At 65.7% G+C, this 16,838-nt stretch carries 15 protein-coding genes and 1 pseudogene; 12 read left to right on the top strand and 4 right to left on the bottom strand.

Annotated elements, in window-relative coordinates; translation table 11 throughout:
* Window positions 1-21: 21 nt before the first annotated feature.
* A complete protein-coding gene (gene phnD, locus BM388_RS11850; protein ID WP_089850407.1) occupies window positions 22-990 on the bottom strand; it encodes a phosphate/phosphite/phosphonate ABC transporter substrate-binding protein in 969 nt (322 codons plus the stop codon).
* A 331-nt stretch (window positions 991-1,321) separates the two neighbouring features.
* Here phnD and BM388_RS18270 point away from each other — a divergent pair, with 331 nt between their 5' ends.
* Complete coding sequence (locus tag BM388_RS18270; protein WP_139233933.1) at window positions 1,322-1,708, top strand: ABC transporter ATP-binding protein; 387 nt, start codon at window positions 1,322-1,324, stop codon at window positions 1,706-1,708.
* Entirely contained in the window at window positions 1,699-2,502 is an 804-nt protein-coding gene (locus BM388_RS11860) for an ABC transporter permease (RefSeq protein ID WP_089850409.1), read from the top strand. The genes BM388_RS18270 and BM388_RS11860 overlap by 10 nt, the downstream gene beginning before the upstream one ends.
* A 193-nt stretch (window positions 2,503-2,695) precedes the next feature.
* On the opposite strand, the gene BM388_RS11865 is transcribed toward BM388_RS11860, so the two are convergent.
* A complete protein-coding gene (locus BM388_RS11865) occupies window positions 2,696-3,883 on the bottom strand; it encodes an acetyl-CoA C-acyltransferase (RefSeq protein WP_089850411.1) in 1,188 nt (395 codons plus the stop codon).
* A gap of 255 nt (window positions 3,884-4,138) precedes the next feature.
* On the opposite strand from BM388_RS11865, the gene BM388_RS11870 reads away from it, so the two are divergent.
* The 8 genes and pseudogenes from BM388_RS11870 to BM388_RS11905 all read left to right on the top strand — a co-directional run bounded on the left by BM388_RS11870 (window position 4,139) and on the right by BM388_RS11905 (window position 13,742).
* The gene (locus BM388_RS11870; RefSeq protein ID WP_089850414.1) at window positions 4,139-4,708 is read left to right on the top strand and encodes a TetR/AcrR family transcriptional regulator; all 570 of its coding nucleotides are present in this window, start codon (window positions 4,139-4,141) and stop codon (window positions 4,706-4,708) included.
* 242 nt (window positions 4,709-4,950) lie between these two features.
* Window positions 4,951-6,629 (top strand): annotated as a pseudogene (locus BM388_RS11875) (AMP-binding protein).
* 16 nt (window positions 6,630-6,645) lie between these two features.
* Window positions 6,646-7,413 (top strand): SDR family NAD(P)-dependent oxidoreductase, encoded by a 768-nt coding sequence (locus tag BM388_RS11880; protein ID WP_089850416.1) that lies wholly within the window; start codon window positions 6,646-6,648, stop codon window positions 7,411-7,413.
* A gap of 263 nt (window positions 7,414-7,676) precedes the next feature.
* A complete protein-coding gene (locus BM388_RS11885; RefSeq protein ID WP_089850418.1) occupies window positions 7,677-9,488 on the top strand; it encodes an acyl-CoA dehydrogenase C-terminal domain-containing protein in 1,812 nt (603 codons plus the stop codon).
* A gap of 213 nt (window positions 9,489-9,701) precedes the next feature.
* Complete coding sequence (locus tag BM388_RS11890; protein WP_089850419.1) at window positions 9,702-10,667, top strand: zinc-binding metallopeptidase family protein; 966 nt, start codon at window positions 9,702-9,704, stop codon at window positions 10,665-10,667.
* 197 nt (window positions 10,668-10,864) lie between these two features.
* Complete coding sequence (locus BM388_RS11895; RefSeq protein WP_089850421.1) at window positions 10,865-11,719, top strand: HTH domain-containing protein; 855 nt, start codon at window positions 10,865-10,867, stop codon at window positions 11,717-11,719.
* A gap of 11 nt (window positions 11,720-11,730) precedes the next feature.
* Window positions 11,731-12,567, top strand: a complete 837-nt coding sequence (locus tag BM388_RS11900; protein WP_139233935.1) for a hypothetical protein — start codon at window positions 11,731-11,733, stop codon at window positions 12,565-12,567.
* Window positions 12,564-13,742, top strand: a complete 1,179-nt coding sequence (locus BM388_RS11905) for a hypothetical protein (RefSeq protein WP_089850425.1) — start codon at window positions 12,564-12,566, stop codon at window positions 13,740-13,742. Before BM388_RS11900 ends, BM388_RS11905 begins: the two co-directional genes overlap by 4 nt.
* A 63-nt stretch (window positions 13,743-13,805) precedes the next feature.
* Here BM388_RS11905 and BM388_RS11910 read toward each other — a convergent pair whose 3' ends face one another.
* Window positions 13,806-14,282, bottom strand: coding sequence for a nucleoside deaminase (locus BM388_RS11910; protein ID WP_089850427.1), 477 nt, complete (start codon window positions 14,280-14,282; stop codon window positions 13,806-13,808).
* Between the two features lie 622 nt (window positions 14,283-14,904).
* Between BM388_RS11910 and BM388_RS11915 the strand changes: the two genes are divergently transcribed.
* On the top strand, window positions 14,905-15,666 hold the full coding sequence (locus BM388_RS11915) for a hypothetical protein (protein WP_089850429.1): 762 nt from the start codon (window positions 14,905-14,907) through the stop codon (window positions 15,664-15,666).
* A 130-nt stretch (window positions 15,667-15,796) separates the two neighbouring features.
* Entirely contained in the window at window positions 15,797-16,225 is a 429-nt protein-coding gene (locus BM388_RS11920) for an HAD family hydrolase (protein WP_217641065.1), read from the top strand.
* Between the two features lie 266 nt (window positions 16,226-16,491).
* Here the strand turns inward: BM388_RS11920 and BM388_RS11925 are convergent.
* Window positions 16,492-16,838: integrase core domain-containing protein (locus tag BM388_RS11925; protein ID WP_139233936.1), on the bottom strand; the 347-nt coding region annotated here is incomplete at its 5' end.

Genomic DNA, 16,838 nt, shown 5'->3' on the forward strand with positions numbered 1-16,838 from the left:
GCGCCTTCCCTGGCTTGAGGCTCAGTTGCAGTCGTATTCGACGCCGTTGGCCTCGTCGATCTGGCGGATCACCGCCCAGTGCTCCTTGAAGGTGATGGGAATGAACTGCTCCTCCCCGTTGCGACCGAACTCCTCGGCCAGTGCGCTGCCTTCCCACTCGAAGCTGAAGAAGGCCTCCTGGATCGCCTCCTGCAGCTCGGGCGCCAGATTGTAGACGGTGCCGTAGCTGGTGGTGGGGAAGGTGTCGGACTGGTAAATCACCTCGAGCTTGTCGGCGTCGATCACGCCACGGTCTAGCATGCGGTTCTTGACCGAGTTGGCGACGGTGGCCACCGCGTAGTCCTGGTTGGCCACGCCCAGCACGGAGTTGTCGTGCTTGCCGGAGAAGTCGACCTCATAGTCCTCGCCGGAGACCATATCGAACTCGGAGGCCATCAGCGCGGTGGGCGCCTTGAAGCCGGAGTTGGAGGTCTCGGAGGTGTGGGTCAGGGTACGGCCGCGGATGTCCTCGACCTCGTCAATGCCGGAACCCGGATGGGTGATGATCTCCATCTCGTAGCCGAAACTGCCGTCCTCGGCGGCCATCATGGTGAAGGGCCGATAGCCGGCACAGGCCACGGCCAAGGGATTGGAGCCGGTGTTGAAGCCGGCCACATGCAGTCGCCCGGCGCGCATCGCCTCGATTTGGGCGGAGTTGGACTGCACCGGGAAGAACTGCACCGTCTTGCCGGTGACCCCCTCCATATGCGCGAGGAAGCCATCCCACACCTCGGCGTAGACGGCGGGGTCCTCGACTGGGGTATAGGCGAACACCAGGGTGTCGGGGTCGAGCCACTGGCTCTCGTCCGCGGGGATATCGGCCACCAGGTCGCCATCGTTATCGGTGTAGCGCTCGCTCAGGGAGAACTCGGCCTGGGCCTGAGAGATGCCGACGGTGAGAGCGGCGACGGCGACACCGCCGGCGAGCAGGGAGCGTGTCAGGGTTTGCATGGGAGTCGACCTGTGTCAGGGAAATGAGGTTCATGATTTATCTTGGAAGCCTTTCATGACTGCGATGAGTCGCCGAGATGACGCGAAAATGACCGTGGCAGGTCTCACTCTCACGTACGCGACTAGCTGCTACCATCGCAGCCAGTTCCCCTGCAGCGGAGGCCACCGTGATTGCACCCTCGTCGCTGCACCTGGTGCGGCTCGCCGTCGCTGAGTTGTCCCCGGTGACCCTGACCCTTGCCCCCGGCGAGATTCTCTGCCTCTCCGGCACCAGCGGCTCGGCGAGACGGCCCAGGCGTCGATTCCTGGGCACGCCTGGCGCGCCCGGGTAATGCTGGTGCCGGCGGAGAGCCACTGGTGGGCCGAGTCGCTGGGCGAGCACCTGCCCGACGCGCGTCTCGATGACCTCGAGGCCCTGGGCTTCGCCCCCGAGGTGCTCGATTGGCAGGTCGCGCGACTCTCCTCGGGCGAGAAGCAGCGCCTGGCGCTGGCGCGGGCGCTGAGCCGCGAACCCTCGGCGCTGCTGCTCGACGAGCCCACCGCCAACCTGGATGACGCTACCACTCGCCGCGTGGAGGCGTGGCTACGCGCGCGAATCCGCGCGCGCGGCTGGCCAGTGATCTGGGTCGCCCACGATCCGGCGCAGATCGCCCGGGTGGCCGATCACCATCGGCGCATCGTCGGGCATCGACTCGAGGAGGCGGACGCATGGGCGTGATCGCGCTGGCCTGGTGGCAACTGGCTCTGGCGGCGCTGATGGTGGTGGCGCTGGCCGGCTGCACGGTCGCCGCTCGGCTGGGGATGGGGCGCAGCCTGCTCGTCGCCGCGGCGCGCACGGTGATCCAGCTCGGCCTGGTCGGCCTGGTGCTCGAGGCGCTCTTCTCGGCGGCCCGCTTTCATTGGGTGGCGCTGATGGCGCTCGGCATGCTGCTGATCGCCGGGCGCGAGGTGATGGCCCGCCAGAGGCGCCGGCTGCGCGGCGGCTGGGCCTTCGGCATCGGCACCGTGGCGATGTTTCTCTCCTCGTTCATCGTCACCGTGCTAACGCTCACCGTGATCATCGGCCCCGAGCCCTGGTACCGGCCCCAGTACGCCATCCCGCTGCTCGGCATGATGCTCGGCAACACCATGACCGGGGTCGCCCTGGCACTGGACCGCCTCACCGACACGGCCTGGCAGCAGCGCGCGGTGATCGAGAACCGGCTGATGCTCGGCCAGCGCTGGCAGGAGGCGATCGGCGATATCCGCCGGGAGGCGATGAGAAGCGGCATGATGCCGATGATCAACGCCATGGCCGCCGCCGGGGTGGTCAGCCTGCCGGGCATGATGACCGGCCAGATACTCGCCGGCAGCCCGCCGGCGCTGGCGGTGAAGTACCAGATACTGGTGATGTTCACCATCACTCTGGGCACCGGCTTTGGCACCCTGGCGGCAGTGGCGGCGGGCAGCCGCCGGCTGTTCGACGTCCGCGAGCGGCTGCGCGTGGAGAGGCTGTCGGCGCCTCGCGACTGAAGGTACCTGCCACGTGAACGATCCCGCCGTTTCTTCGAGCGTGTTTCACTCCACGGCAGATCATCATTGGGGGCAGCGCTTCGTGAGGGCGCTGTGGACCCATCCCTGGGCGCTACATTCGCCATCCTTGGCAAATGACCCTCACTTTGCGCTGCCCCCGATTCGCCGAGTCAGGCGGCTGAGGAAAGGCGCTTTAGTCGATCAGCTCCACGGCCACGGCGGTCGCCTCGCCGCCGCCGATGCACAGGCTCGCGATGCCCCGCTTGCCGCCCTTGGTGCGCAGGGCGTGAATCAGGGTGGCGATGATCCGCGAGCCGGTGGAGCCGATGGGATGGCCCTGAGCGCAGGCGCCGCCGAACACGTTGACCTTCTCGTGGGGCAGGCCTAGGTCATCCATGGCCATCAGGGTGACCACCGCGAAGGCCTCGTTGATCTCGAACAGGTCGACGTCGTCCACGCCCCAGTCGAGCTTCTTCATCAGCTTGTCGATGGCGCCCACCGGGGCGATGGTAAACTCGCTCGGGTGACGCGAGTGGGTGCTGTGGCCGAGCATCCGCGCGATGGGCGTGGCGCCGAGCCGGTCGGCCGCCGCCTGGCTGGCCATGATCAGCGCCGAGGCACCGTCGGAGATGGAGCTTGCGTTGGCCGCGGTGATGGTGCCGTCCTTGGCGAAAGCCGGACGCAGGGCGCGAATCTTGTCGAGCTTGGCCTGGAAGGGCTGCTCGTCGTGGTCCACCACGCTCTCGCCCTGCCGGCTCTTGACGGTGACTGGGGCCATCTCGGCGTCCAGGTGACCGGCCTTGGTCGCCTCCATGGCGCGCTCCAGCGAGGCGATGGCGAAGTCGTCCAGGCGCTCGCGGCCGTAGTCCCGCTCGCTGGCGACGTCCTGGGCGAAGACGCCCATCAGCTTGCCGGTCTCGGCATCCTCGAGGCCGTCCAGAAACATGTGGTCCTTCAGCTCCCCGTGGCCCAGGCGGTAGCCGGCGCGGGCCTTGGTGAGCACGTGGGGCGCGTTGGACATGGACTCCATGCCACCGGCCAGCATCACCTCGGCGCTGCCGGCGCGGATCAGGTCGTGGGCCAGCATGGTGGCCTTCATGCCCGAGCCGCACAGCTTGTTGATGGTGGTGGCGCCGCTGGCGTCGGGGATGCCGGCCTGGCGCATGGCTTGGCGGGCCGGGCCCTGCTTGACGCCAGCGGGCAGCACGCAGCCCATGATGCCCTCGTCGATGGCGGAGGCCTCGATGCCGGCGCGCTCGATGGCGGCGCGGATGGCCGTGGCCCCGAGCTCGGGGGCGGTGAGGCTTGAGAGGCTGCCGAGCATGCCGCCCATGGGCGTGCGGGTGGCAGACAGGAAGACGATATCGTTGGACTGGCTCATGGCATGGCTCCCGAGGTGTTCCGGCGCTGGCCGGACAGGATGAGGGTTGTCGTTGTTGGATGCTTGTTGCTTGTCGCGTCGCGTTGACGGCCTAGTTTCACGAATCTGGTCTCAAGGGTTTGTCCTAAAAGCTTGTCTCAGAGACGTGTCTCAAGGACTGTCGTCCAGGCGGTTGCCGCGCGTTGACCCGGCGTCGGGCCTGTGGTCTTCTCAGGGTCAACCAAGCAAGCGCTAGTGTAAATCCCAATGAATGTAATGAATGACTCTCCGCGCCGCAAGGAATTGACCCGCCAGGCCGCCCAGTTGTTCGTCCAGGAGGGCTTCGATCGAACGACGGTGCGCATGCTCGCCCAGGAGATGGGGATCAAGTCCGGCAGCCTCTTCCACCATTTTCGCGACAAGCAGGAGATTCTCGCGGCGGTGATCGAGGCGGGCACCCAGAATGCCCTGGTCATCGCCAGGGCGGCCCTCGAGTCATGTGACCACACGCCCGAGGCACGGTTGCAGGCGATGGCCCGGGCGCACCTGGAGACGCTGCTCACCGACCGCAACGCCCACGTGGTCGCCCTCTACGAGTGGCGCCGCCTCGAGCCCGAGGCCCGCGATCACCTGAGCCATCTGCGCGATGCCTATGAGGCGCTCTGGGAAGCGGTGATCGACGAGGCGCTGGAGGCCGGCCTGATCCATGGCGACCGCTTCCTGGTCTCGCGCTTCGTGATGGGCGCGCTGAACTGGACGGTGCGCTGGTACGACCCCGCCGGGCCGCGCTCGCCGGACGACCTGGCCCATGAGCTGGTCGCCATGATCACCCAGCGTCCCGCGTGATCCCTCGGGCGGTGCGCCGCTTCATCGCTCCGCCCCGCTCGACCATCGTCTAGTCCCTTCTTGTCGCTCAGGGGTTGCCCCCTTCCCCGGTTGCCACTAGCGTGTACCGAGCGCTTGCTAGGTTTACGCTTACGTTAACTGCTTGGCAATCGGAAGAGGGCGTATCCACGCCAGCGACCGGCCAGTCTCATGGTCGTCACCGTTTGCCACTACAACAATCACAATCCGCAAGAGGGCAGACCATGAGCACCCAATCCGCGCCATCCCCGACCGACTACGCGACCTATCTCGAGTCCTTCTCCGTCGATGAGGTCATCGCGCGTCTCGACGATCATCGCGACGGCCGTGCCAACGCCTTCGAGTCCTGCTGCGCTCGCCATGTGCGCGCCGGCCGGGGGAGGTGCCGGCACTGATCCAGGAGGATGCCCAGGGAAAGGTCACCACCCTGAGCTATGCCGAGCTGGAGGCCCAGAGCGCCCGTCTCGCCGGCTGGTTTGTCGAGCAGGGGCTGGGCGCGGGGGATCGCATCGCCTGCATGCTGCCGCGCACGCCGCAGCTGCTGGTGGCGGTGGTGGCCACCTGGCGCATCGGCGCGGTCTACCAGCCGCTGTTCACCGCCTTCGGCCCGGATGCCGTGGACTACCGCCTGGGCCGAGCCGATACCAAGCTGGTGATCACCGATCACGCCAACCGCTTCAAGTTCGACGGCCTGACCCAGTGCCCGCCGGTGCTCGCCGTGGGCGGCCCCGACGCCAAGCACGCCAACGACCGGGACTGGGTCCAGGCGATGGCCCACGCCCCGCTCGAGGCCGCGCCGCCGCGGCTGCCCCGCGAGGCGCCCTTCCTGCAGATGTTCACCTCCGGCACCGTGGGCAAGCCCAAGGGCGTGGCGGTACCGCTGTCCGCCATGCCGGCCTTCGCGCTCTACATGGAGCTCGCCGTCGACCTGCGCGACAGCGACCGCTTCTGGAACATGGCCGATCCGGGCTGGGCCTACGGCCTCTACTACGCCATCGCCGGCCCGCTGCTGCTGGGCGTGACCACCCACTTCTGCGAGGCGGGCTTCAGCGCCGAAGGGGCGCTAGCCTTCATGAAGCGCCACCGCATCACCAACTTCGCCGCCGCGCCGACTGCTTATCGCCTGATGAAGGCCTCTGGGCTGTTCGACGATGCCCACCAGACCCTCGAGCTGCGCGCGGCGAGCTCCGCCGGCGAGCCGCTCAACACCGAGGTGGTGACCTGGGTGGAGCGCTCGCTGGGCTGCCCGGTGATGGACCATTACGGTCAGACCGAGACCGGCATGACCTGCAACAACCACCACGCGTTGGGCCACCCCAAGCACGTCGGCGCGATGGGGGTGCCGATGCCCGGCTACCGCCTGGCGATCCTCGATGCCGAATACAACGAGCTGCCGCCGGGGGAGCCGGGCGTGCTGGCCGTGGACATCGAGAACTCCCCGGCACACTTCTTCGCCGGCTACACCTGGCAGGAGAAGCACCCCTTCGCCGAGGGCTACTATCTGACCGGCGACGTGGTGATCAGAAACGAGGACGGCACCTTCCAGTTCGCCGGTCGCGACGATGACATCATCACCACATCCGGCTACCGGGTGGGCCCGACCGACGTGGAGAACAGCGTGATGACCCACCCGGCGGTCGCCGAGTCCGCCGCCGTGGGCCAGCCCGACGAGATCCGCGGCGAGGTCATCAAGTCCTACGTGGTGCTGCGCGAAGGCTTCGAGGCGAGCGACGAGCTGGCTGACGAGATTCGCCAGCAGGTGCGCGAGCGGCTCTCGACCCACGCCTTCCCGCGGGTGATCGAGTTCGTCGACGTGCTGCCCAAGACCCCCAGCGGCAAGATCCAACGCTTCAAACTGCGCGCCGACGCCTCAGACAAGGCGGACGCCGCATCGGCCACCTGATATCGAGGAAACCTGCATGAACGTGAAGGACAATACCTTCCTGATCACCGGCGCCGCCTCCGGGCTGGGCGCGGCCACCGCCGAACGCCTGGTCGCCGGGGGCGGCCGGGTGGTGCTCTGCGACCTGAGCGACGCGGTCGAGGCCCACGCCGAGACGCTGGGGGAGGCGGCCCGCGCGGTGCGCGGCGACGTCACCTCCGGCGACGACATCCAGGCGGCCGTCGACGCCGCCGTGGCCCTCTCCGAGGGGCGCGGCCTCGCCGGGGTGGTGCACTGCGCCGGCGTGGTGAGCGTGGGCAAGCTTGTTGATCGTGAGGGTAACCCCGCCGATCTGGACGCCTACAACCGCACCGTCCAGATCAACCTGGTGGGCACCTTCAACGTGATGCGCCTGGCCGCGGCCGCCATGGCCAAGAACGCCCCCGGCGAGGATGGCGAGCGCGGGGTGATCATCAACACCGCCTCCGTCGCCGCCTTCGACGGCCAGGTGGGGCAGTGCGCCTACAGCGCTTCCAAGGCCGGGGTGGTGGGCATGAGTCTGCCCGCGGCGCGTGAGCTTTCGCGCCACGGCGTGCGGGTGATGGCCATCGCCCCCGGCGTCTTCGAGACGCCGATGATGAGCGAGATCCCCGACGAGGCCGCCCAGGCCCTGGCCGCCGCCGTGCCCTTCCCCAAGCGCCTGGGCAAGCCCGCGGAGTTTGCCCGCCTGGCCGAGCAGATCGTCACCAACCCCATGCTCAACGGCGAGGTGATCCGCCTGGACGGTGGTATCCGCATGCAGTAACGCCCTTCGGGCAGCGCCTAGCTGAAAGCGCCGAGCCGCCAAGCTGACACGTGTGTCAGCCGCTGAGGTCGAAAGCCCCTGCTGGATCAAACGTCCAGTGGGGGCTTTGTCGTATTATCAGGCGTGGCAGAAACGCCCTACTGTTTGTTTGGTGCCGATATTAAAACGAACGCTTGACTCATGAGTGTCGGGTGGATACTTTCAAACATATGTTTGAAAGCGGCCGCCGCCGCTTCCTGCGCCCGACTTTCAGGAGAGACGAGATGCCCGACTATCAGGCCCCCCTGCGTGACCTTCGCTTCGTGATGGACGAGATGCTCGACTATCCGGCTCACTACGCGCGCCTGCCGGGCGGCGAGGAGGCCACGCCCGACGTGGTGAGCGCCATCCTGGAGGAGGGCGCGCGCTTCGCCCGCGAGGTGCTGCTGCCGCTGAACCAGAGCGGCGATCGCGAGGGCTGCCTGCTGGAGGGTGGTGAGGTGAAGGCGCCGAAGGGCTTCAAGCAGGCCTACGCCCAGTACGTGGAGGGCGGCTGGCCGGGGCTCGCCGCCGAGGCGGAGCACGGCGGCCAGGGCCTGCCGGCCTCGCTCGGCATGGCGCTCAACGAGATGATCTGCGCCACCAACCTGGCCTGGGGCATGTACCCGGGGCTCTCTCACGGCGCCGCCGACGCCCTGCGCCACCACGGCACCGAGGCGCAGAAGGCCACCTACCTGACCAAGCTGGTCGAGGGCACCTGGACCGGCACCATGTGCCTGACCGAGCCCCACTGCGGCACCGACCTGGGGCTGATCAAGACCCGCGCCGTGCCCACCGATGATGGCGCCTTCGATATCACCGGCACCAAGATCTTCATTTCCGCGGGCGAGCACGACCTGGCCGAGAACATCGTGCACCTGGTGCTGGCCAAGCTGCCGGACGCCCCGGCGGGCTCCAAGGGCATCTCGCTGTTCGTGGTGCCGAAGTTCCTGCCCGACGGTGACGGCAATCCTGGGGAGCGCAACGGCGTCACCTGCGGCTCGCTCGAGCACAAGATGGGCATCCACGGCAACGCTACCTGCGTGATGAACTTCGATGCCGCCCGGGGCTTCCTGGTGGGCGCGCCGCACAAGGGGCTGGCCTGCATGTTCACCATGATGAATGCCGCGCGCATCGGCGTGGGTATCCAGGGCCTGGGCCTCACCGAGGCGAGCTTCCAGAACGCCCTGAGCTACGCCCGCGACCGCCTGCAGATGCGCGCGCTCGCCGGTGCGAAGGCCCCGGAGAAGCCCGCCGACCCGATCATCGTCCATCCGGACGTGCGCCGCATGCTGCTGACCCAGAAGGCGTTCGCCGAGGGGGGCCGGATGCTGGTGCTCTATACCGCGCAGATGATCGACCTGGTCGAGCACGGCACCGATGCCGCCGAGAAGGAACGCGCCGAGACCCTGCTCGGCCTGCTGACCCCGGTCGTCAAGGCCTTCCTCACCGAGGTCGGCTTCGAGGCCACCAACGAGGGGGTGCAGGTGTTTGGCGGGCATGGCTTCATCCAGGAGTGGGGCATGGAGCAGCTGGTGCGCGACGCGCGCATCACCCGTCTCTACGAGGGCACCACCGGCATCCAGGCCCTCGACCTGCTCGGCCGCAAGGTGCTGATGAGCCAGGGCGAGACCCTCAAGGTGTTCACCAAGGAGATCCACCAGTTCTGTCGGGCCGAGGAGGGCAACGCCGAGCTCGCCGAGTTCGTGCGTCCCCTGGCCAAGCTGAACCAGGAGTGGGGCGAGCTGACCATGGGCGTGGGCATGAAGGCCATGGCCGACCGCGAGGAGGTGGGGGCGGCCAGCGTCGACTATCTGATGTATTCGGGCTACGTGACCCTGGCCTATCTCTTCGCCCGGGCCGCCAAACAGGCCCGCGCCGCACTGGCCGAAGGGGGTGACGAGACCGCCTTCTACCGCGCCAAGCTCGACACCGCGCGCTTCTACTACCAGCGCCTGCTGCCGCGCACCCGGGCGCACAAGCAATCCATCGAGGCGGGCGCCGAATCGCTGATGGCGATCAGCGCCGAGGACTTCGGCCTGGGCTTCGAGGCCTGATGACGTAACGACACACCAGCAAGCACTCTCTCGATCGGGAGCGATCGGTATCTGGCGGCGAGGAACTCCCTCGCCGCTTTCTTTACGTGGGATCTCGTTGGATACCGCCTGGGCTTGCAGCGGTGGCGGTTTGATTGGTAGGCATGAAAAGCGCAGGATGCATCGTAAGGCGTCGGGCCATATGCCTTGCGGAAATTGCGGAGTGAGTGCCTCATGCGTGTCTTTGCCAACCCGGTCGGTGCCGGATCCCTCTGGTTCGACAACCTTGCTACTGCCGACGGAACGCCCGTCGCCTACGATCCGCAGGCCAGGGCCTTCATCACCATGCCGCCCTTCTGCGCCAACCGGGAGGTCATCGGCTGCAACTGGATCGCGCCCGAGCAGGGGGCCTTCTGTCGCGCCTGCGCCATGACCGAGCTGGCGCCGGATCCCTCCATTCCCGATGCCATGCCCAACTGGGCGCAGACCGAGGCCGCCAAGCGCTGGGTCCTCGACAATCTGGGACGCTGGAACTGGTTTCGGCCCGAGGACCCCGGCGCTCGTCCGGTGTTTCACATGCTGGCCGAGGGCCCGACCCCGGTGCCCATGGGGCATGTCGGAGGCGTGGTGACGATCAGCGTGGCGGAGGCAGACCCGGTCCTGCGCACGACCCGTCGAGAAGCCCTGGAAGAGCCCTATCGCACCATGATCGGCCATATGCGCCACGAGATCTCGCACATGCTCTGGTGGCGTCTCAGCCTTCGGGAAGATTTTCTCGCGGCCTTCCGGGCCATGTTCGGCGACGAGCGGAAGGACTATCCCGAGGCACTGCAGCGCTACTACCATAATGGGCCACCGCCCGACTGGCGCTCGAACTTCGTCAGCACCTATGCCGCGGCACACCCCCACGAGGACTGGGCCGAAACCGCGTCCCACCTGCTGCACCTCACGGATATCGCCGATAGCTTTGTGGCTGCTGGCCTGTCCTCCTCTGACCTGCCGCACCTCGGGTGGGATCCTTACATGGAGGCAGATGCCGAGGAGTTGATCCATGTTGCGACGCACCAGGTGATGGCGGTCAACCACATCAATCGCGCGATGGGGTTGTCTGATCTCTACCCCTTCGTACTGTCCGAACAGGTCCGCCGTAAGCTTGTTTTCATGCACGATTGGCTGCGTCGAGGCGCCCAGGGGCTGTGAGCCGGGCAGGAAGCAATGCCGTGGGGGTGCCAGCAACAGGCGGCATGCCTTGTATCGTGCCCCCTTGATGTCGCTTCCGTGTACCGCTTGCAAACGCTTGGCCGTGTGGCTGGTACCGCTACGCGGCCAGAGGCATGATGATCGCCTCGACGCACACTAAGGCGGCGAGAGACTGCCACGCGCACGAGGAACCGCCCATGTCACGAATGACGCGCCTGCAAGACCTGATCCGTGAACTCCGCCATCACACAGACCCGATCGGCGGGCCAGAGCTTGCCGAGCGGCTGGGGATCACCCTTCGTACCCTCTACCAGGATGTCGCTGCGCTGCGAGCGGTGGGGGTCGAGGTGGTCAATGCGCCCGGCCAGGGCTATGTGCTGTCGCCTGACGTCGTGCTGCCGCCCGCGGCACTGGCTGAGCCAGCGCCACGCGAGCCGGCCGAGCTCATCTTTTTCACCAACCCGCTCTCGCGGGGCGGCATCGTCCACTGGATGCTCGAGGAGCTCGGCGTCTCCTACCGCACCGTGGTGCTCGAGTACGGCACCACCATGAAGTCGCCCGACTACCTGGCGCTCAATCCGATGGGCAAGGTGCCGGCGATTCGCCACGGCGACGCGGTGATCACCGAGGCCGCCGCGATCTGCGCCTACCTCGCCGACGTCTTTCCCACCGCCGGGCTGGCGCCGCCGCCCGCCGACCGGGCCGACTACTACCGCTGGCTGTTCTTCGCCGCCGGGCCGCTGGAGGCCGCCCTGGGGCTCGGCCTTCTGGGCGTGCATCCCACGCCCGAGCAGCAGGTGCAGCTTGGCTGCGGCGACGTCTGGGCGGTGCTCGACGCCCTGTCCGGCGCGGTCGCCGGGCGTCGCTATATCGCCGGCGACAGCTTCAGCGCGGCGGACGTCTACGTCGGCTCCCACCTCGGCTGGGGCATGCACTTCGGCACCATCCCGCGGCGGCCCGAGTTCGAGGCCTACTGGGCGGGCCTGAGGGACCGGCCGGCGCGCGCCCGCTGCGAGGCGTTCGTCGAGCAGGCCTTCTCGCCGCTGGCCTGATGGCAAGGCGCGTGCGAGGTCGCAGGCTGCTGCACCGCCACGGCCACCTGTTCCTGGCGGTGCTGGTGCTGCTGGCCTGGTCGCTTGCGAGCAACGACTGGGCTGGCGTGCTGTTCCTGCCGGTCTGGGTGCTGGCCACCCAGCTGATCGTGGCCGGCAGCCTTGAGGCCGCCCGGCTGCGGCGGCGTGCCTGGCTCGGGCAGTACCTGCGCGACGACTCCCCCTGGCGGCGCTGGCTGCAGGGCGGCGCGCTGATGGTGCTGCGCCACCAGCTCGTCGGCGCGCTGCTCGCCCTGGTGCTGCTGGTCGACCTGCGCCTGCTGCCCTTGTCGGAGTGGCCCCTGTTGCTGGCCGCGCTGCCGCTGCTGGTGGTGGCCAGAAACGGCCTGCGGCGGCGACTCTCTCGCCACGTCGTGGCCGAGCATCTGCCGGCGGTCACGCGGCGCCTGGTGACGCTCCCGGCCGCCGTGCTGCTCGCCCTGGCCCTAGTGCTCGCGGCGCTCTGGCTGCCCCAGCCGTGGCTGATCGGGCTTGGCTGGGAGGAGGCGATCGCCCGCCACCTGCCGGGAGGCGAGGGTAGGGCGCTGCTCGGCTTCTTCGAGCGGCTGGCCGCCAGCGCCGAGCTCACCCGGCAGTGGGCCATGCAGAACGCCGTGGAGCGCTTTCACCTGGCCACGCCCGTGGCGATGCTCGGCTGGCTGGTGTTGCTGCTGACCCAGGGCGCCGTCGCCTGGGCCTATGTCCGCCTGCTGGTGGGCGCCGAGGCGCTGCGCCGCGAGGGCCGTTCGCCCCACACCGTGACCACGGGTGAACCCGCCGCGGCCAACGATCGGGAGACTCGCGCATGAACGCCACCGGCGAGGCCTCACACCGCCTTGATGGGCGCGCGTTCGATCCCTCATTCCGCTGGCGCGGCTGGGCGCTCTCGGCCCTGGTGGTGCTCCTGCTGCTTCTCGTGTTCGAGGCCAGCCACCGCGTCCTCGAGGCGCGCAGCCAGGCGTCGCTCTATCGGGTGATCGTGGCGGGCGAGTCGCTGACCCTGGATGCCGAGACCCATGCCGCCTTCTCTCGCGACCTGACAAGACTCGCCGCCGAGGCCGAGGCGACGCTGGCCGCACGCATGGCGCCCTGGTCGCAGGCGCGCCTCGAGCAGGCCTTCGCGCTCCTGGAGGCGGCGGTGCCGGGCTATCTCGACTGGTACTTCTCCCTGCGTGGCAGCTATCTGAGGCTCGCAATGGGCATCGCTGGTGATCAGGCGGCCTGGCTCGAGGCGCAGCGTCACGAGCGGCTGATCGAGGCGAGCGGCATCGAGCCGGCCCTGGCCGACCTCCAGGTGGACCATGCGGCGCGGCTGGCCGACGAGCAGCGGGCCGTGGTTGAGGCGATGAGCGCGAGGCTTCTCGAACGCTACGCCCCACGGCGTGTCGCCGACGCGAAGACGCAGGCGGCGCCGGCGTTCGATCTGGATAGTGAGATGCAAGAGACGCTGCCGGCAGCGCTGGATACCCGTCGCTGGCGCTCGGCCGCCTTGGGTGGCAGCGGCCTCGGCCTGCTGGCGGGTCGGCCCCTGGCGCGCAGGCTCGCGGCCTCGGCCGCGGGGCAGAGCGGCCGGATAGCGCTGCGTGCCCTGGCGGCGCGGCTGGGGGCCGGCGCCGCACGCTCGTTCGCAAGCGGCGGGACCGCAGCGGCGGTCAGCGCGCCCACCGGCCCGGGCGCCCTGATGGTGGGCGCGGCGACCACTGCCGTGGGCCTGGCCGGGCTCGTCGGCGGTGAGTTCGCCCTGCTGAAACTGCAGGAGACGCGCCATCGCCCGGCTTTCGAGGCCCGGCTGCGCGACGGCATCGATGAGGCCCGCCGAGACGTGGCGCGCTCGCTTGAAGGTGCCACCTCGGCCGCCGCCGCTCGGCTGGCGGAAGGGCTAGAGAGCCGGAGCGAGGAGGGCAAACGTATGCCGAGCCAAGCGAGGCCCGATCACTACCGCATCCTCGGCCAGCTCAAGCGTCCGGCTGGCTCCGACGCCTGACGCGATCACCTGGGGCGGGCATCGCAGCGCGTCAGCGCCGACGGCCTTTGGCGTGCTGCCGGCTCAGACCCCGTGCAGGCGCCGATGCAGCGCATGAACCCGCTCGGCGAGCTCCGGCACCGGGCCCTCGACGGTGGCGCTCGGTACCACCTCCTGGATCGGCAGGGTGTTCACGGGTGGCGGGGCCACGCCCATCGCCTTTAGCCAGCCGCCGAGCTGCTTGGACGAGCTGGCATAGACGATGCGGCCCAGCCCCACCCAGCCGTGGGCGGCCGCGCACATGGGGCAGTGCTCGCCGGAGGTGTAGACGGTGGCCCGGGCGCGCTCCTCGGGCGGCAGGTTCTCCGCGGCCCAGCGGGCCAGGAAGAACTCCGGGTGCTGGGTGGCATCGCCGCCGGCCACATGGTTGTGGTCCTCGACCAGCACCGCCCCGTCGCCGCTCACCAGCACCGAGCCGAACGGTTCGTCGCCGGCCTCCAGGGCCTCCTCGGCCAGCTCCACGCAGCGCGCCAGGTGCTGCTTGTCGGTCTCGCTGATCATCGTCGTTCCCTCCATTGAATGTGACGTTGCTCTCTCATCATACGACTCGCAGGGGGCGTTTTCATGAGGGGCCGGATCGCGACGATTCGCCCATGGCGACCCTAAGCTGATTGAGCTAGGCTGGGGCCATCGCAAGGAAAACGACCCTCTAACGATTGAGGGAAGCAGGGAACGCGACATGGCAGCGAAGCTCCACGACTACTCATCGGCTGGGCGGCATTCGTTCGGGAAATGGTTTTCAGCCATTTTCCGAACGAATGCCGATTTTTTTATGGCCGCTATCGGCCCTAAGCGGCCATACCGGAAAAGGCAGCGAGCACGTTCATTGGGGATATGCAGCACGCACGGTGATTGGTGTTATACTACCGAATTATACTTAATATCTATAAATTTCAAAAGGATGAGGTGTGTTCTAGCGCGCAGCATAATATTGTTGAACGCGCGTGCGCGTTCAAGTGGAATATCAAGCGCGCGACCTGACGTCTCAGGCCGCACACCGGCCAATACAATACCCCATAGAAGCTGTGTAGCAGTCTGATGGGCGGCTTAGTCCAACAGGCATTTATACGCCATGCTCCGCACGGCGAAGAAATGCTGAATAGTTAACTTCTAAGGAGAGTTTGTGCTATCTCGTGTAAATGGATTTTTGAGTAAAAAAGTCGAATTATCTGAGGGAGTCTCGACAGATGGTTATTCCCTGATTGTCAGAGGTATTCTTTATTTCATAACAGCATCGTGGATTGCTTTCTATCCGGCTTACCTTTTACTAATCCATATGAAGGTTGAAAAATTCTTTTCATACGATGTTTTTGTGGGTGGTTTGTTCGGAATCAAGTCATTTGTGTTTCTGGTATTTGTTCTTATCACTATATCTGCACTATACATGTGGGGGTTCATTCTCATATTTAGGAATGCAGTGACCTCTAAATCCAATGAAATGTGGTTTTTAGGCGCTGTATTTGTGCTGGTTTCTCTATTTTTTCATCTGGTCATGTTCTCAAGCGGTCTTTCATCTGGAAATCCAGAAAGAATACTGTGGCTATCTGCTTTAGGTTTCATTTTTGCTGTGGCTATCTCGTCTTATATGGCCAACCCGCTAAAGAACGTCATCTCAAACTGGATTGCGCCACTATTCGGAATAATTGCTAGCGCAACATTACCAATTTTCTTTACTGACGTAACATCGGACATAGTGAAAACAGGTTTAGAAAATTTTAGGGTTGGCGGCAGTGTCCAGGCCTCAATTCACAAGGTGGAAAACGGTGACACAATAAAGGCAGGAAAACTTCTTTTGCTTACTCCTAAATATGCCTATCTACGTGAGGATGATAGTGGCTATATTTCTATATCACGCAACAATGATACTTATGTGTCAGTGCAGTAAAAAGTTAACAAGCGCGTCAATTGGGACTGGTTTTCCGCTGGCGCTCCAAACCAGACCATTACGCGGGCGTTATATGCACAAGGAAGGCTAGGTGATAGACGTATATCTTTTCGACTGGGGAGACACCCTAATGGTCGACTTCCCCGGAACTCCGGGAAAAATGTGTGATTGGGAAACAGTTAAAGCTGTTGACGGTGCAGAGGAGGCACTTAGGTGTTTGTCTCGGTCAGCAAGCATCTATATCGCTACTGGTGCTGCGGAATCATCTGAAGCCGAGATAAAGCAGGCGTTTGCTCGAGTTGGGTTAGATCAATTCGTGTCAGGCTACTTCTGTAAATCTAATGTCGGTCACCCCAAAGGGAGCCCGGAATTCCTGCCAACTATTTTAAGACGGTTTTCTTTACGTGCGCCTCGCGTAGCTATGGTGGGGGATAGTTTGGTTAAGGATGTTGAGCCAGCTGCGCGCGTTGGCATTCAGCCCATTTGGTTGACCAACAAGGGTTCATCTGCGCCCGAGGGCACTCGAGTCATCGGGAGTTTGCGTGAGCTGTGCAAATAACAAGTCAGGCCAGCGGACGTGTTACACACGCTGCTGCCTTCTGCGTTATATCAGCCCGCGCTGAATGACCTCTTTTTGGCCGAACCCGGATCTTAAGTCGTCGCTGTTGACAGAGCCGGTCATCCAGCAGCAACAGTAGGATCATCACCACGGCGGCAAAGAGCAGGGCGTTGCATACCCAGCCGATTCCCCTAGCCAGGTTGCGGCGAACCGGGTTGGGTGGATGCGCGCGGCGCTGCCACACTCTAGGCTCCTGTCTTCAGGCGTTATCTGTCGGGTCCCGTGTGATTGACCACCCGCTTGGTAAATAACTCAGGTCGCTTGGCCTGCCATTCCTTCATCACCGCAATCGGTGATTGATGGTGCAGCGCCTTCTGGGGAATGTGGTGATTGTATAGCCACGTATAGCGTTTCAGCGTCTGCTCCAGATCTTCTCCTGAGGTATAGCGCCTTGTCGCTAGCACATCGCTGATGCGGCCATTGAAGCGCTCCACCATGCCGTTCGTCTGCGGCCTTCCCGGCTTGATCAGACGATGTTCGATACCATCGGCCTGGCACTCTTGGTCAAATGCATGGTTCCCGCTGGGCTTTCGCTCACCGGCCCGAGTGAAGC

Origin of the sequence: Halomonas saccharevitans (assembly GCF_900116405.1) — a bacterium.
GTDB classification, from domain to species: Bacteria; Pseudomonadota; Gammaproteobacteria; order Pseudomonadales; family Halomonadaceae; genus Halomonas; species Halomonas saccharevitans.

Bases quoted from the DNA above. Each gene is read 5' to 3' on its own strand.
- phnD (WP_089850407.1), bottom strand. From the start codon at position 990: ATGCAAACCCTGACACGCTCCCTGCTCGCCGGCGGTGTCGCCGTCGCC.
- BM388_RS18270 (WP_139233933.1), top strand. From the start codon at position 1,322: ATGCTGGTGCCGGCGGAGAGCCACTGGTGGGCCGAGTCGCTGGGCGAG.
- BM388_RS11860 (WP_089850409.1), top strand. From the start codon at position 1,699: ATGGGCGTGATCGCGCTGGCCTGGTGGCAACTGGCTCTGGCGGCGCTG.
- BM388_RS11865 (WP_089850411.1), bottom strand. From the start codon at position 3,883: ATGAGCCAGTCCAACGATATCGTCTTCCTGTCTGCCACCCGCACGCCC.
- BM388_RS11870 (WP_089850414.1), top strand. From the start codon at position 4,139: ATGAATGACTCTCCGCGCCGCAAGGAATTGACCCGCCAGGCCGCCCAG.
- BM388_RS11880 (WP_089850416.1), top strand. From the start codon at position 6,646: ATGAACGTGAAGGACAATACCTTCCTGATCACCGGCGCCGCCTCCGGG.
- BM388_RS11885 (WP_089850418.1), top strand. From the start codon at position 7,677: ATGCCCGACTATCAGGCCCCCCTGCGTGACCTTCGCTTCGTGATGGAC.
- BM388_RS11890 (WP_089850419.1), top strand. From the start codon at position 9,702: ATGCGTGTCTTTGCCAACCCGGTCGGTGCCGGATCCCTCTGGTTCGAC.
- BM388_RS11895 (WP_089850421.1), top strand. From the start codon at position 10,865: ATGTCACGAATGACGCGCCTGCAAGACCTGATCCGTGAACTCCGCCAT.
- BM388_RS11905 (WP_089850425.1), top strand. From the start codon at position 12,564: ATGAACGCCACCGGCGAGGCCTCACACCGCCTTGATGGGCGCGCGTTC.
- BM388_RS11910 (WP_089850427.1), bottom strand. From the start codon at position 14,282: ATGATCAGCGAGACCGACAAGCAGCACCTGGCGCGCTGCGTGGAGCTG.
- BM388_RS11920 (WP_217641065.1), top strand. From the start codon at position 15,797: ATGGTCGACTTCCCCGGAACTCCGGGAAAAATGTGTGATTGGGAAACA.